Raw genomic sequence first — 16,249 nt, forward strand, 5'->3', positions numbered from 1 at the left:
CGAGCGCGGCAGGGTTCGAACCTGCGACCGATTGCTTAGAAGGCAATTGCTCTATCCACTGAGCTACGCGCCCAACATAAACTAATGGCTCCTCAAGGAGTCATCTACACTATTATATCGTTTTCGCATACCAAGAAGCAATCGAAAATTGCAGATTTACCACTAGCAAGGCTAAGATGCTAGTCGCTAGTTAGTTAATCTACACCGAAAACGAAACAGATGGGGTATTGGTTTAGATATATTGAGTTATCAAGGGGTTATTTGCCTGTTAACGCCACCGTCCTCTGGGCGGCTAGCTTCGGGAAGGATCTGGCGATCGCTAGGCTCATTTCCACAGTATGCTAGGTAATTTCAGCCTTGGCGATGCTGCCAAATGCCATTATATATTCCATATTAAGAGTGCCCCTGTGAGGAGTTATTTGCTAGTGCCATGTTTATTCTCAAACGGCAGGATGTTGAAATATCAAGCATTCAGCACCCAAAAAAGGATCAGCAGGTGCCGATCCTCAGTTATCAAGGGCAGACTTTTCGCTTGATTAGTGTCTTCAAAGCTAGTCAAGAGGAAGAAGCTAGAGCCTTATGGAGAGAATTAACGGATAACCGAGGTAAAGCCTGTGTTTTGCTGGAGGAACCGGAACGCTTTAGCGTCTGGGGTAAAATCCGTTTAGAGCAGCTGGATAGTGACACAGGTGGTCATGGCAAAACGGCGATTTTAATCCAAGCCAGTATTTTGCTGTTGCAGGGTGTTTCTATCGATATTGAAGAGTTTTTAGGTGCTAGGCAAGCTGCTTTATTTGAAAAAGATATTGCGGAGGTGTTAAAGCAGAAGCAATTTCCCCAAGCGTCTTCCCTAGAAGCAGTAAAATATTTGGTATCTACTAATCCGTTACCGACAGCCAAAATACCTGATTGGCAAGAAAATCATGTAGTTATCCTGTTACAAGAACTGCATCGATTAGGAAAAGCTTATTTTGGCAACGCTAATTTTACCAAACAAGTGATTTATAAGCTAGAAGATATGCCGGAAGCCGAGCGATCGCTGTTTATCACTTGGCTAAATCAATCGCCACTGGGTAAACTATGGCAGTAACAAAATTCCTGCCACTGGCACTTGTTTTTGGTGTCCGATTGTCCATTACCTAGCAGACGCACTGCTAGATATACAGTCCTTTAACTCAAAATACTGCCAGAGTGCATCTACATAGTCAAGTCTTATGAATAACTCTTACGAGAATTCGTTCCTTTCTAAATCCATTTTCAACACTCAGAACATTGTCTTAGCTAATATTGGCTGGGCCGTACTCGCACTGCTATACTTTTTGTTGTTTAGTGCCAAAGTTCCCGGAGCAGATGGCATGGAAAGCCGGGCCGAGTGGTATGTGATTGGCACAAATATTTTTGAAGCTTTAGCTTATTTGGCTGCCAGTATCTTATGCTTGAGGAACTGGCTGAGTCAGCAAATCGTCAGTGGTCGAAATGTTTGGCTCTTAATTGGGTTAGGTATGCTTTCCTATTTCGTTGGGGGGATAATTTTCGGCTATACCGAAATAATTTTAAAAGATGAACCGGATGTGTCAGTAGGCGATATATTTTTTGTACTTAGTTATCTATTACTTGGCGCAGGCATGATTTTAGCTGTGGCTTCCAGGCGAATCAATCTGGAAAAATGGCAGTGGCTAATTGTGTTAGCAATTGCAGTATTCGGTAGTTTGTTGGCATGGTGGATTTCTATGCAACAGGAAACACCCTCAGAACTGCTAGTCGCTATTTTGAATTGGTTTTACGTAGTTAGCGATGTGGTTTTGCTAATTATTGCTACCACCCTGCTACTAGCCTTTTGGGGGGGAAGAGTTTCCCAGTCTTGGCGAATGATTGCAGCGGCGGCCTTTTCGCTCTACATTGCAGATATGTGGTTTAAATACGCCCAAGGCCCCAATTATCAAAGTGGGGAGATATTAGAAGTGTTTTGGGTGTTTAGTGGAGTGTTATTTGGCATGGGCGCTGTCTTAGAATATGACGCATCACTAAGACGAACGCGGCGTACCAGCGGACGGAAACGAGCTTAGTAAAGATTTTTGGTATCTACCGTGAGAAAATTAACAGATTCTGACAAGCAAGAAATTCTTAAGTTATATCGAGAGACTGCCGAAACAACCTCAACTTTGGCAGACCGCTATGGTGTGAGTAACTCGACAATTAGTCGCTTGCTCAAAAGCACATTGCAAGAAGATGAGTATGAATACTTAGTCTCTTTAAAGCGGGCTGCGAGAACTCCTGAGGGAAGGGCACAGGTAAGCTACGAGCAGTTACCACTGCTGACTCAACCAGAGCCGGAGATAGAAGTTCCACCCATCATCGAGAGCCACCCTTTGGAAGTGCCAAAGGTTGAGCCACTACCACGTCGGGTAATTCATGTAGAGCAGGAACTTTACTCAGAGGAAACGGCGGAGTCAATCGCCGCTAGTAGACGAGTGCGGCGACGCCCCTCGGCGTCGGAAAAACCGAAGCTCCGAGTCACAGAGAAATTAGAAACTCTAGAGCCAAAGCCGCCGGAAATAGTCAGCATCCCCATCTCACCGCTAAAGAATGAACATCCAGGAGCGGCTGTCATCGCGCAGATGCTGGGCGAAGATTTGCTAGACGAATCGGAGGATTTGGATGATTTAGAAGATGATGATTTAGAAGATGATGACTTTGAGGAAGAAGACTTTGATGATGATGACCTGGATGACCAAAGGCCGTTAGTCACAAAACGAAGACCAGGTGAAGCATCAGTTCAAGTTTTACCTCTGTCAATAGCCAATTTGCCGAAAACTTGCTATTTGGTGATTGACCGTTCTTCGGAATTAATTACCCGTCCTCTGAAGGACTTTGGTGACTTGGGGCAAATTCCCAGCCTGGAAACTCAGCAAAGAACTCTGCCGGTGTTTGATAACCATCGCGTCGCCAAGCGTTTTTCTACGAAGCGCGATCGCGTGATTAAAGTTCCAGATAGTAAAATGCTCCATAAGGCTCGGACTCATTTGCAAGCTAAGGGCATCACACGACTGCTGATTGATGGTCAGGTCTATTCTTTGTCTGCGACGGTTTAGAGGTCATGGAGACACCTGCTGGCTATGGAGTGGTATTGGTGACAGCTGGCAACATGGAGGAGGCAGAAGCAATTGCAAATGTCCTTGTGGAAGCTAAACTCGCTGCTTGTGTGAGTTTGTTACCAATCCACTCAATTTACACCTGGCAAGGGGAACTGCATAAAGAGCAAGAATGGCAATTACTGATTAAAACTGATTTGGCGCAATTTCCTGCAATGGAGGCCAAAATTAAGTAACTGCACTCCTATGAAGTGCCAGAAATTATAGCTTTACCAATTGTTGCCAGTTCTCAAGCCTACTTGCAGTGGATTTCTCAGCAAGTTAAAAGTACAGGACTTACGCAAAATACCTCTCAAACTCTTATTCCTCCGTGTTCTCTGTGCCTCTGTGGTTCGATTTTCCGTTACCTGTGCGTAAGTCCTGAAGTAAAGATTGAGGAGTTATGAAAATCCTAACTCCTCACTCTTTGTATAATTTAAAATTACGAACTAGTGGTCTGTCTCATTAAATTTGAGAGATAAGAGAACGAACCGCAAAGGACGCAAAGAGCGCGAAGTTAAGAGGTAAAGAAAAGAAATTTAAAAGCTGATTCACTTATCAAAACTTTAGGGACAGACTACTAGCTGTAAACAGCCCTTGTAAAACGCTCTGCCAAGTAAATAATGTCCTGTCTACGAGCAATTTGATTTATCCATTGTCGAGGAATATTTTCCACGCCGTAGTAAATTCCTGCTAACCCACCAGTGACAGCAGCGGTAGTATCGGTATCTCCGCCTAAGTTGACAGCTTTCAATACCGCTTCAGAATAAGACGAGCTATTTAACAAACACCACAGGGATGATTCTAAGGTATCAATCACATAGCCACCAGAATTAATCTCTTCTACTGGTATCTTGGCAATCTCACCACTCAAAATTCTGCCAAAATGCGGCTTCTCTAACAAAAATTCTCGAACAGAATAAATTGTTTGGATATCTTGCAATCCTTGTAAATAAGCTGTTTGGAGGTCAGCCCCTTCCAAGAGCGCCACTGCAATAGTAATATAAATGCCGCAGGCCATTTGCGATCGCGCATGAGCATGGGTAATCGCCGAAACATCATGCACCCGCGCCAGCAATTCGCCTAAAGTCAAGTTTCTGTGACAATAAGCCATCGGCAAGATTCTCATCAACGAACCATTGCCATTACTATTTTCAACCTTACCACCCGCCTGATGGGGAACAACTCCCTGTTTCAGGCGCATAATTGCTGTGTGGGTAGTTTGACCAATATCAAAGACATCGCCACGGGGAGTCCAGTAAGCCTCCTTGTACCAGCGCCAGAAGGAATTGGCTATAGCATCCAACGAATACCCCCTACAAAGGCATTCTGCCAAGCAAAAGCTTAAGGAACTATCATCTGACCAAGTTCCCGGTGGTTGATTCCATGTGCCATAACCCAACATCGTTGTCACTGGAGATTTCACTCGTTCAGCGCGGCTAGTAAACTCCACCGGCACACCCAACGCATCACCGACACATAAACCCATCAAACCAGACAACGTTTTTGCAGCGGTTAGCATTATTCAATCTCCACAATAATTGCTCAAAATTAACTTTATAGATTCCCTCTATAGCTTGTTGCAACGGATGCTACAGCCTACTTTTCATCATCTGTGAAAAGCTCGGCAAAAAATTGTTAAGCGGGTATTTTATTTACCATCTACCGACTTAGTTTTAGTTCCACATATTGTGCCAGTTTTAAAAGCGTCTATTTTTGGAACAAAGAACGCAGATGAAAAGACATTGAATGTAATTATAACAGCTTATTTTTGATTTTTCGGGATACTTAATCTGTAAACGTCATGCATCAATAGCAACATTAAGTTAATAAAATCTAGAAAAATTTTGGAACATTCTCACATAATTATCGACTTGGAATATACAAGTAAAAAATCCAAAATTTGGTAAAAATTATGAAACGCTTACTCAAGTCTTTCATGGCAATTTCTGCATTGTCTTCCTTAATAATTGCTCCTCTTGTTCTATCATCTGGTCAAGCTTCTGCTGAAACAAAAAAAGGTACTGATGCTAGCTATGTTGGTGCTGGTGTTGCAGCTGGTGTTACCAGTGGCGGACAAGGTATCAACGATAATGCCACATTTGGTGGTAATGTTACAGGTCGCGTGAAATTAGGAACTACGCCATTTTCTGCACGCGGTAATGTCCTTTGGAGTGATAAAACAAGTGCCATTATCCCAGAAGTTTCTGTGGATGTGCCTATCGCTAATAAAACTAATGCCTATTTAACTGGTGGTTATTCTTTTGTAGAGAAAGATGGCTCACCAACTCCCATAGGTAACAAAGATTCAGTAGTGGTAGGTGCTGGTGTTGAATCGGAACTTGCTAACAATTTCCTTGTCTACACTAACGCCAAAGTAGGACTTGGTGCATACCAAAATAGCGATACTCCTGCTGTTAGCATCAATGGTGGTTTAGGCTATCGCTTCAAATAAAAGATTATTGAGTCCTCTGTCGCTCTATACTTTACTTAAGTACTCAGGACTCAGCACTGGCTCAACGCCCCGCTATCGCTAACAAAACTTACTACTCCAAAAAGCTGGTTTTGTTAAGTGTTACATCACTGACAAAGCCTGCTTTTGCCGTGGTAAAATTATAACTATTCCTCATTATTCCGGCCGGATTACCGGGGATAAAATAGCCGAAGGGTGCTGATTCGGCGTCTACTAATGCTTTATTGAGAATACTATACAAGTCTAATGGTTAATGCTCCTTCCCCCATCGCTAGCCGTAAGCCTTCCAAAGTAGAAGGAATCAAGGAAAATAGTAATTTTTTGCGTGAACCTGTAGCAACTGAGATCCTTCAAGACACTACCCATTTTACTGAAAATGCGGTGCAGCTTTTGAAGTTTCACGGTTCTTATCAGCAGGATAACCGCGACAACCGCACCAAGGGAGAGGAAAAAGATTACCAGTTTATGCTGCGGACAAAAAATCCGGGTGGTTTAGTACCACCGCAGCTGTATCTGGCTTTAGATAAAATAGCTGATGAGTATGGCAACCACACGTTACGAGCAACTACCCGTCAAGGTTTCCAACTGCACGGAATTTTAAAGAAGAATCTTAAATCAGCAATTGCCACGATTGTCAAGAACCTGGGTTCGACTTTGGGAGCTTGCGGTGACATCAACCGCAACGTGATGGCACCACCAGCCCCCTTTAAGAATCGCCCAGAATATCAGTATGCTTGGGAGTATGCCCAGAATATTGCTGACTTGCTCTCAGCGCAGACAGGCGCTTATTACGAAATTTGGTTAGATGGGGAAAAAGCAATTAGTGCTCAAGAGAACCCAGAGGTGAAGGCGGCGCGACAACGCAATGGAAATGGCACAATTATCCATGACAACGAAGAACCGATTTATGGCACACACTATATGCCCCGCAAGTTTAAAATTTGCGTGACGGTGCCAGGGGATAATTCGATTGATTTGTATTCTCAAGACCTGACGTTGGTAGTAATTACTAATAAGAAGAAGCAATTAGAAGGATTTAATATTTTTGCTGGTGGTGGTTTAGGTAGAACACACGGTAAAGAAGAAACTTTCGCTAGGTTAGCAGACCCCATCGGTTATGTGGCGAAGGATGATGTTTACGACATCGTGAAAGCGATTGTTGCTACCCAGAGAGATTATGGCGATCGCACTGATCGTCGTCATGCTAGATTAAAATATTTAATCAACGATTGGGGCGTAGATAAATTCCGCACTCAAGTTGAAGAATATTTTGGTAAATCAGTCGAAGCCTTCAAACCACTGCCAGAGTTTAAATATCACGACTTCCTCGGCTGGAATGAACAAGGTGATGGCAAGCTATTCTTAGGAATTTCCATTGACAATGGTCGAATCAAGGATGAAGGTTCGTTTCAACTGAAAACCGCCTTGCGGGAAATTGTCGAGCAGTTAAACTTGTCCATCCGTCTGACACCCAACCATAACCTGATTTTTTACGATATCGAACCAGATAGCAAGGAAGCGATTCAAGACATTCTCAGCCGTCACGGTGTCGGAGACGACCCCAGTAAAATTGAACCTTTAGTGCGGTATGCAATGGCTTGTCCGGCTTTACCCACTTGTGGCTTGGCAATCACGGAATCAGAACGGGCAATACCGGGTATTTTGGAAAGAGTTCGCGCCCTTTTGGATAAAGTTGGTTTACAAAAAGAACATTTTGTGGTAAGGATGACAGGATGCCCCAACGGTTGCGCTCGTCCCTACTTAGCAGAATTGGGCTTTGTCGGTAGCGCCCCAGAATCTTACCAATTATGGTTAGGTGGTTCGCCAAATCAGACTCGACTGGCGCAACCTTATACAGATAAGTTGCACCATAATGATTTAGACAGCTTCCTAGAGCCGATTTTTGTTTACTTTAAGAAATCTCGGAAATCGAAGGAAAGCTTTGGTGATTTTTGCAATCGCGTTGGTTTTGATGCCATCCGCGAATTTGCTAGCACCTACGAACCCCAGACAGCCAATGGTGCAAGCAAATCGCGCCATCGGGTAAATTTGAAAGAAGAGGTTTATAGCAAGTTGAAGGAAGTGGCCCAAAGTCAAGGTAAGCCGATGACTCAGTTAGTGAGTGAAGCGCTAGAGGCTTACTTCCAGAGTCTTTCGTAAGCCTAGTATTTTTGTGTGGCAGACATTTGATCTGCCACAAATAAGCAAAAAAATGTTTCTTGTATTCAGTTTTCCGGCACTTTCTCAAAACGAAATCCACCCGCTTCTATACTTCCACACTTTTTGCTACTACCTCCAACTACTCGGACTAAAACTGGTTTAGCATCTTTCCGTTCACCGTTGATGAATTGGAGTGCATCACCTGAAGTTTTGTCAGGTGGTAGCTTTATAGATTTTAAGTTTTCAATTACATCCTTTCTAGAGGGATTTTTGGACTGTGGTATTGCTGCGATAAAAGCCTGAGTAGCATCATAACTAGAAGCTGTTCCCCAGTCAATTTTATCTTCCCATCTATTGCAAGCTCGCTTTGCAAATTCTTCTGAGTTTTTCTCTTCAGGAAACCAGGGAACTGTCAATATTAAACCTTCAACACCTTCTTTAGCTTGTTTTAAAATTTCTGAAGTATACAGAGTTCCTCCTCCCAACAATGGTAAATTTCTTAATTCTGGAGAGACGATTTTTTTATAACTAACAATTTTAATTACAGTAGAAACTGACTCTGTATTTGGGAAAAAAACAACCGCATCTGGATGATTTATAGAAGCGAGATTTTCCATAAATTCTCCCTTTAAGTTTTGTTGTGAATCTTCCAAATCTATAGATGATTGAACTTTTCCACGTTGTTCCTTAAAGGAGACTTCAAACTTTTCTTTGATGTCTTTACTGTAAGCATCTCTATTATAGTAAATAACAACTTTTTTTATATTATGATTGATAGCATAATCGGCTAAGTATTTAGCAGCAACTTTAGTAGAAAGGATTGTCCTGAAAAAACCTTTACCTTTTAATTCTGTACTGGCGCTAGTAGCGGCTATCATTGCCAAATCATTATTTTGATATTCCTCAAGTGCAGATTTACTAGCTTGGCTAGCATTGTGACCAATCACTGCTAATACATCTGAGTCTTTAATTAACTCTTTAGCAACTTTTGGAGCTTGATCTGGATTATTACGATCATCGGCTATCCTGACATTCAAAAGTCTACTTTTAAAACCAACTTTTTCGTTCGGCTTATTAAAATCATTTTGGGCTAGAGCGACTCCTCTCAATATTGCAATAGCAGATGATCTTCTCGCATACATAGGTAAAACTACAGCCACGGTTATAGGCTTGTTGTTCATCTTTTTTGCCTGTTCGTGGGCTAAGGAATTATTGTAATAAATCGCTACTTCAGGATCACTTTTGTCTATATCTTTAGATGTTTTAAAAAACTCTATTGCTTTTGAATAATCACCTTTATTGAAAGCTTCAACCCCCTTGTTTTGATAAGAAATTTCATCACCTAAAAAGAAAGACTTTTCTCCTTGGCTAAAGAGTTCTGGATTTAAAACGTAAGGTACACGCAACCACTCTGATTGAATTGTTTTTTGTAATTGAAATACACTTACTCCAGCAATAATCATCATACTGACAGTTATTCCTGCAAGTAAGCGCTGAAAACGTTCTTTTTTTTGGATTTTAATTCCTAAATTAGCTATTTCTAGTACTTGGCTAGCATCAATAAATTGGTAATCTTCAATATTCAGAATTTTACCATCACGCCATGCAATTGCTTTTTGTAATTGTTGACCTTGCAATAGCGATGATTTATCTTGACGGTTAGATGATAACCATCTCAGTAATTGTTCTTCATAGGGTCGCATCTCTGCTAACATTTCAGCAACCCAATTAGAATTAAATACTGATTCATAAATGAGGTTGTAAACCTTTAATTTACCATTCCTTTCTTCTAGCAAACCAGACAGAATCAGTTCACTTTGTTCTAAACTGTCATTTACTGATAATTCTTTATCTTGCAAAACTTTAAGATAGAATTTAAGCAATTTAACAAGAGGTTCTTTACTATTAATAATCCTATTATGAATAGTTCTTAAATGTTGGGGTTCATCCTGATATTCCCAATTTTCAATTATGCGTAATTTTACTAATCCCTCTATCCATTTAGAGATTAAATTTTCATCACTAGGAATTATATTTTCATCATCTGCAATTATTTTGAATATTTTTTGTGTGAGAAATGGTTGCCCGCCAGTCCATTTAAGTATTTCTCTAAGAATATATTCAGCAATTATAGGATCATTAATTTTACCTTCTAATCCTCTAGTTAAAGGTCGAGCTTCCTGTAATGAAAACCCATTTAATTGGATTGCTTCGCCAATATTAAAGGGTGTGCGTCGCGTATCTTGGATTAATTGAGAAGGTGTAGCTACTCCTAGTAATACAAAGGTAACTCGTTCATAAATTGGGTTATTAGCGCGTTCATTATAACAAAATCTAATAAAACCAAAAAAATCATCAGTGGGGAAATCCAAACTGAGAACAGTGTCAATCTCATCTATAAAAATAACAATTTTTTGCTCAATTTCTGCTAATAACTTATTCTCGAAAAAAGAACTTAATCGATCTAATGGAGTTAAATTTGATAACGACTCTGTTTGTAAATAAAATTTATCTGCGATATTTTTGATTAAACTATTATACCATTGTTCCTCAGTAAACCCTTTAGTTCCAAGCTTATCTAGACTGATTACTACACATCTAAAGCCTGCTGTTTCTAAGTTTTTCTTGACTCTTACCCGCAAGCTAGATTTACCCATCTGTCGAGAGTTAAATACATAGCAAAAATTACCTGCTTCCAGTTTCTCATAAAGGTTTCTGTCAGCTTGTCGCTCTATATAACTAGGATCGTCAAGATTTAAATCTCCACCTACATGATAATATTTTTGTCCTTGATTCATTGTTTATTTCACCTATTTTGCTAGTAACTATTCAAGAAAAGCTTGGAAATACAACCGATACAGTTTACAACGTGGCTGAGCACAATTACCCTGGAACTTGACTAATCCCAAACGGTACAAAGAGATGGCAATTCTCGGACGTAGCTGAACTGGATTGTTTTCATCCGCAGATATGACTTGAATGAATGCTGTTTTCAACTCTGGATTATTTTCAACTTTTTCCAAGAGTTCTTGTAGATAATCTCTGTATGCTCCTGCTAGGGTTGGAGCTTCTTTTAAAAATTGCTCAAGGGAGTTTTGATGCGATTTAATATGGTCAATACCAGCTGTTAACAGATTTGGATGTCCTCCTACCATATCCATTAGTAGCTCAACTTGTTCAATGTTCCAGTTTAATCCATATAGCTCGACTAAACGCTGTACCTGCTCCTGCTTAAAGTCTGGTAAATCAATTACTAAACGTAGATTAGCAAGAGGTGAGCTATTGATATCTAGCGAGGCATAAACTTCTGTAGAATGGGCAATTATCAAACGGAGTCTTTCCCATATTGCACTCTTTACATCGCCGCACCTTGCCATATCATAAAAGCTTCGGAGTAGTCTACAAAATTCTTGAGAAAGTTCATTTTGTTCAAAAATTAAATCAACATTATTTAAGGCTAATACCAAATAATTAGCAGTTTTTGGTAATAAGTATTCCTGAAAGTAACCGATGGTGTTATGCATAGGAGTCCATTGATTGTTCCAACGCTCATTTACCTGATTAGTTAAACCTAGCTCTTGGCTAACAGCATCACAGAATGAGCGTAAAAATCTCTCTATGTCGGTTTTAGTTTGGGGATTTATTAACCTGCTACAATTCAACGTTACGGTTTGATAATTATTTGCTGTCGCATAGGTGAGAATCCTATTCACCAAATATGTTTTTCCCATTTTATCTGGTGCTTTAATTCGGATGAGAGCGCCTGGTTCTCTAATTTCCTGATAACATTGCTGTTCAATTGCAGGGCGTTCTATATAAAAATTACTAGAGGATTGCTTGGCTATCTTTCGACGAATAACTGGAGTTAGTTCTTCAGAAATACCTTCTAGTTGAATCTCTACACACCCAAACTTAAAAGCCTTTTCATGGGAATGATTTGCTCCTAGTGCTTTGTAAAAACCCACAGAAAATGCGATCGCCGCTCTATCCCCAATAGCAGTATTCATCCCGATGACAAAAGGGATATGCTGGACAATAGCCTCCGCCTGAATCACTGAATGACAAGCATTGAGAAGCACACACTGGACTTGATTAGCTACTAATTCAAACAATGCAGCTAAAGCTTGGGGCTTGACCGGTTGCACTTGACCAAATGTATTCTCAAAGCAAAGCTCACCCGTACTTGCACCATGTCCCGAAAAATGCACAATATCAGGCTGAAAATCCAATATTTTTTGGCTGACATCTCCAGGACGTGCGGATAATCCGTACTCTAGCTGAAATCTTTCTCGTTGGTTGGCTAGTTGTAGTCTTTGCTGGATTTCTCGCAACTCTTGCTGTAAACGCAGTCTAGACGTATCAGTAGGTTCAGCCGTTAAAAACAAAATTCTCATCTGGCGATCGCTGGCGTAAGTCATCCAAAACCGTTCCTAAAGTTTAATTAATTGCCTGCATTGTTTTTCACTCACAGTTCCGGTTTAGCATACTTACGAGAAACTACTGAAGTGATTCTACTTGATTTTAATGTTTTATCAAGAAATACAATAATATTTCATTTCGATCAAAATCCAGTCTAGACGGAAAATAATTCCTATCCTCACCATGCAGAAAATATCATGTCTCAACTGCAAAGAATTGCGATCGCACCCTCTCAACTCCAACAAGAGCAAATTTTACTCACCAAAGAACAACAGCATTATTTAGGGCGTGTGTTGCGCTTACGTGAAGGCGATCGCTTTATTGCAATGGATGGTAAGGGAAAATGGTGGTTAGCACAGCTAGTAGGGAAACAAGCACAGGTTTTAGAAGCGCTTTTGGTGGAAACTGAATTACCTGTATCGATTACCCTGATGGTAGCCTTGCCCAAAGGCAATGGATTTGATGAAGTTGTGCGGTGTTGTACGGAGTTGGGAGTAGCTTGTATTGCACCAGTATTGAGCGATCGCACTTTGCTTCATCCTAGTCCTCAAAAGCTTGAACGCTGGCGGCGCATCGCTGCGGAAGCCGCCGAGCAATCAGAGCGCTCTTTTGTGCCGACAATTTTAGAGCCTGTTGCTTTTAATACGGGTTTGTCATTAGTCATTGGTCATTTGTCATTTGCAAACAGCCAGCAATATATCTGTGTAGCGCGTGGTGAGTTTCCCCATTTAAAAGATTGCTTACAACACAAAGGACAAATGACAAATGACGGAGGACAAGAAACAATTGTCATTGCTACTGGCCCAGAGGGAGGATGGACAACACAAGAAATCGAGAATGCGATCGCATTTGGATTTCAACCTGTTTCCCTTGGTCGCCGCATCCTCAGAGCAGTTACAGCCCCAGTAGTAGCATTATCCTTGATTACCGCAGCTTGTGAAGTATAAATGATTTATAGCTCACGCAAAAGATATTTTGCGCGAGACATCACTCCAGCGTGTATTTAAAGTAAGTGATGATTGAGCAAGTTGCGATCGCCTTTGAGCAGAAAGATTATCAAACAGCTGCTAAATTACTGAAACAGCTGCTAGTAGAATCGCCAGAACATCCTTGGGTACAATTTTATCTCGGTCGGCTACATGAAGTATCTGGAAAGCGCCAGGATGCAGAAAAAGTGTATCGGCAACTGCTGCGAGATACGAGGAATAGTAGAATAGTGACCCTCGCACGTCAAGGTTTGCGACGGCTACAAGAAATGGAAATAGAAGAAAGACAAAGAGCCATTTCTCAAGCAACAACCGAAGGGAATAACACCGAACTTGGCGTACTAGTTTTAGAGCCACTCAGTAACGAACTTAAAACACAAGCGTCTCGAAAATTTGCCCAGATTATGCAGCTAGACCCTTACACTGCAAGGCTGGTACTGCCAAGTCGTGGCTGGAGGTTATACCGCCCTGGCCAAGTGGGAGAACTAAAGTTTTACGGGAAACAGTTACAGCAGGCTGGCATTCCTTGCTTTTGGGCAACAATAGCTCAAATTCAGCAAATTCAAGTTTATCAAGTCAAATATTTTCAAGAATCTACCCCAAAAGCTACAGTTGTTTGCCGTAATGAGACAAATCAACTCGGTTATCTTACCTTTGACTGGTCAGAAGTAACAGCAAGAGTAGTGGGACTGTTGCCCATTTTTGAGGAAGTGGTAGATCGCAACGTGCGCGGTAAACTGGAACGGAAAACTCAAACACAAGATTATGCCCAGTTTTGTGATTTACACATACCTGGTAGACGTTGCATTCTCCGACTTTATGATAACGGCTATGAATTCCAGCAAGGTTTAGAAATTATTCCCCAAGCTAGCCAAAATACAATCAGAATTAATTGGAATACTTTATCGAGTTGGATTAACCAGCAACTGCCTCAAGTCCAAATTTGGTCAGATTTCACGTCCTTTGCAGATACAACATTAGATCAAACAGAAATGCTGGGCCATATTAAGTCTCACATCTATTTGTTGCGTAGGGAACAAACTAATTGGGACTCAGCTTTTCATTTATATAGTGGACTGGTGTTTGTTAAAGATGCTAATTAGTTATACAAATAAACTATCCTAACCCAAACCTAAAAGATACAGTTGTAGTGGATAAATTAAGCGATCGCTCCTACTTTGGAGAGTTCTTCCATCTACAACTGCTAAACTTGTCTTGATATTGCGTATTTACACTTAAATTATTGGTAGTAGAAAGACACGAAAGAGACGCGAAATCTCGCGTCTCTGTGATTTAACCAGGGGTTTTAACCTGACGTGCCATGTCTAGGTAAGCGCTCATATTTGCCCCGGGACGCCGACGACCATTAGAGCTAGTAGCCGAAGGAGCGAGATATTTAGGCGCAAAGGTAGTTTCCTTTGGCTCCTCTTTGAGGACTTTGGCTGCTGCGGCTTTTGCATTTTTGCCAGGTTCAATTTTAAGACCCTCAGCAGTCTGCACTAGCGTAACATCGGCTGGTTTGGGATTTTTAGCTGGTTTTTCCTTAGTTTTAGCTGCGGCGGTTTTTGTTCCGTTCAATGAAGCTAGCTTGGATGCTTCTGGTGCTTCTGGTGCTTCTGGTGCTTCTGATCCAATTGTTGCCGTTACTTTTTTAACATTCGATACAACTGTCTCTGCTACTTTCTTCGCGTTCGATGCCACTTCTTGAGCAGCATCTTTAGCAGCATCTTTGGCTTCGTCCAATTCCAAGAAGTAGCCGTTGCTTTTCTTCTTTCCTCGTAACAGTCCGGTAACGAAATCCAAAATACCTGAAATTAACTTTTTGATAAAATCCATTACAATTACTCCTGCCTTTTACCTTTTATATTTGAAACTCGACCGTAATTGTTAAAAATTACGACAAAATGTTACATTTTCTACTTTGCGTCACCCCATTGTGGTGACAACCCTTATAGGTTTGTCCTTAATCAACATTGTATGTAGTAAAACTATTAGGCAAATCTTCTTTTGCAAGCACTTGCGACCTGTATACACCAAGAACTAATTATTAAATTTTACTGTAACTAAGAGCAAGATTCTGAAAGCTGGCTTTACAAAATTTAACATTTCTTTGTTTGAAAATTACTTATTGGAAAAAAGTAAGCGCTTTACTTTCAACCAGTGGGAGGAGTGTCATAGCCTGTTGGCAAATAGCGCTGGCTATAAGTTAAATTTTATACGAACTCTTTTTGGGAGCATTTCAGTTTTGCAAAAATGTCTTTTAAAGACTCCAAAAAGCAACAGCTTCAATTTGTAGAGCAGTATCTACCTACAAAAGTGAAATATACCCGTTAATTCAGCCAGATTTTGTAAATGAACATTGAAAATCAACAACGCAATCCCGTTTTGTTAATACACGGAATTGACGACACAGAGGCAGTTTTCCATAAAATGGCGGCTCAGTTAAGACTACAGGGTTGGTCTGTATATTCTCTCGATCTCGTACCTAATAATGGTAATGTAGGTCTTGATAAGTTGGCAAAACAAGTAGCAGATTATGTTACAGCCACCTTTGCACCAGAACAACGTCTGGATTTAGTAGGCTTCAGCATGGGAGGAATTGTCAGCCGTTACTATGTTCAGCGACTGGGAGGAATTAACCGCGTACAGAGGTTTATAACGATCTCTTCGCCCCATAATGGAACTGTGGTTGCTTATGGTTCCCGGCGTCCTGGTTGCGTACAAATGCGCCCCGACAGCATTTTTCTCAAAGATTTAAATTCTGATGCTGTAATATTGGGGCAGCTAAATTTTACGTCTATCTGGACACCTTACGATTTGATGATTGTCCCAGCGAATAGTTCACAAATGTCCGTAGGAAGCGAAGTCATAGTACCAGTTGCTCTACACCCTTGGATGCTAACAGACCCCAGGAGTCTAGCAGTAGTAAAAGCAGCTTTAACAGAGCCTATTAAGCTACCCTTACTGAATAAAAAATCCAGTCAGTAGCTAGTACCGCAAGGCGGAAGTCACGCATTCACGCATTCACGCATAATTGTATTCCGAGCTTCTTGCGCCATTTGAAATGGTATATTTATTTA

12 protein-coding genes, 1 tRNA gene and 1 pseudogene are annotated in these 16,249 nt (G+C 41.0%); 9 read left to right on the forward strand and 5 right to left on the reverse strand.

Annotation, left to right across the window (positions count from 1 at the left end; all coding sequences use genetic code 11):
• A tRNA-Arg gene (locus tag LC653_RS03695) sits at window positions 1-73 on the reverse strand.
• A gap of 357 nt (window positions 74-430) precedes the next feature.
• Between LC653_RS03695 and LC653_RS03700 the strand changes: the two genes are divergently transcribed.
• The 4 genes and pseudogenes from LC653_RS03700 to cutA form a co-directional block, all read left to right on the forward strand.
• Window positions 431-1,090 (forward strand): Npun_F0813 family protein, encoded by a 660-nt coding sequence (locus LC653_RS03700; RefSeq protein WP_229492648.1) that lies wholly within the window; start codon window positions 431-433, stop codon window positions 1,088-1,090.
• 124 nt (window positions 1,091-1,214) lie between these two features.
• Window positions 1,215-2,066 (forward strand): hypothetical protein, encoded by an 852-nt coding sequence (locus LC653_RS03705; RefSeq protein WP_229492649.1) that lies wholly within the window; start codon window positions 1,215-1,217, stop codon window positions 2,064-2,066.
• Between the two features lie 21 nt (window positions 2,067-2,087).
• Window positions 2,088-3,092, forward strand: coding sequence for a helix-turn-helix domain-containing protein (locus tag LC653_RS03710; protein WP_229492650.1), 1,005 nt, complete (start codon window positions 2,088-2,090; stop codon window positions 3,090-3,092).
• Window positions 3,093-3,097: 5 nt separating this feature from the next.
• Window positions 3,098-3,418, forward strand: a pseudogene (gene cutA, locus LC653_RS03715) (divalent-cation tolerance protein CutA); the annotation flags it as partial.
• A 293-nt stretch (window positions 3,419-3,711) separates the two neighbouring features.
• Here cutA and LC653_RS03720 read toward each other — a convergent pair.
• Window positions 3,712-4,653 carry an ADP-ribosylglycohydrolase family protein gene (locus LC653_RS03720; protein WP_229492651.1) on the reverse strand — a complete coding sequence of 314 codons (942 nt, stop codon included), beginning with the start codon at window positions 4,651-4,653 and terminating at the stop codon, window positions 3,712-3,714.
• Between the two features lie 393 nt (window positions 4,654-5,046).
• On the opposite strand from LC653_RS03720, the gene LC653_RS03725 reads away from it, so the two are divergent.
• The gene (locus tag LC653_RS03725) at window positions 5,047-5,586 is read left to right on the forward strand and encodes a putative outer membrane beta-barrel protein (protein WP_229492652.1); all 540 of its coding nucleotides are present in this window, start codon (window positions 5,047-5,049) and stop codon (window positions 5,584-5,586) included.
• Between the two features lie 264 nt (window positions 5,587-5,850).
• Window positions 5,851-7,764, forward strand: a complete 1,914-nt coding sequence (gene sir / locus LC653_RS03730; RefSeq protein WP_229492653.1) for a sulfite reductase, ferredoxin dependent — start codon at window positions 5,851-5,853, stop codon at window positions 7,762-7,764.
• 65 nt (window positions 7,765-7,829) lie between these two features.
• Here the strand turns inward: sir and LC653_RS03735 are convergent, their stop codons facing one another.
• Together LC653_RS03735 and LC653_RS03740 are read right to left on the reverse strand one after the other, a co-directional pair.
• Complete coding sequence (locus LC653_RS03735) at window positions 7,830-10,562, reverse strand: AAA-like domain-containing protein (protein ID WP_229492654.1); 2,733 nt, start codon at window positions 10,560-10,562, stop codon at window positions 7,830-7,832.
• Between the two features lie 27 nt (window positions 10,563-10,589).
• Window positions 10,590-12,182 (reverse strand): AAA-like domain-containing protein, encoded by a 1,593-nt coding sequence (locus LC653_RS03740; protein ID WP_229492655.1) that lies wholly within the window; start codon window positions 12,180-12,182, stop codon window positions 10,590-10,592.
• Between the two features lie 198 nt (window positions 12,183-12,380).
• Between LC653_RS03740 and LC653_RS03745 the strand changes: the two genes are divergently transcribed.
• Together LC653_RS03745 and LC653_RS03750 are read left to right on the forward strand one after the other, a co-directional pair.
• On the forward strand, window positions 12,381-13,130 hold the full coding sequence (locus LC653_RS03745; protein WP_229492656.1) for a 16S rRNA (uracil(1498)-N(3))-methyltransferase: 750 nt from the start codon (window positions 12,381-12,383) through the stop codon (window positions 13,128-13,130).
• Window positions 13,131-13,198: 68 nt separating this feature from the next.
• Entirely contained in the window at window positions 13,199-14,272 is a 1,074-nt protein-coding gene (locus LC653_RS03750; protein ID WP_229492657.1) for a tetratricopeptide repeat protein, read from the forward strand.
• A 190-nt stretch (window positions 14,273-14,462) separates the two neighbouring features.
• On the opposite strand, the gene LC653_RS03755 is transcribed toward LC653_RS03750, so the two are convergent.
• A complete protein-coding gene (locus tag LC653_RS03755) occupies window positions 14,463-15,005 on the reverse strand; it encodes a hypothetical protein (protein ID WP_229492658.1) in 543 nt (180 codons plus the stop codon).
• A 516-nt stretch (window positions 15,006-15,521) separates the two neighbouring features.
• Here LC653_RS03755 and LC653_RS03760 point away from each other — a divergent pair.
• Window positions 15,522-16,157, forward strand: coding sequence for an esterase/lipase family protein (locus LC653_RS03760; RefSeq protein WP_229492659.1), 636 nt, complete (start codon window positions 15,522-15,524; stop codon window positions 16,155-16,157).
• The last annotated feature ends 92 nt before the right edge of the window (window positions 16,158-16,249 follow it).

Source organism: Nostoc mirabile CHAB5784 (assembly GCF_020829645.1).
Taxonomy (GTDB): Bacteria; Cyanobacteriota; Cyanobacteriia; order Cyanobacteriales; family Nostocaceae; genus Nostoc; species Nostoc mirabile.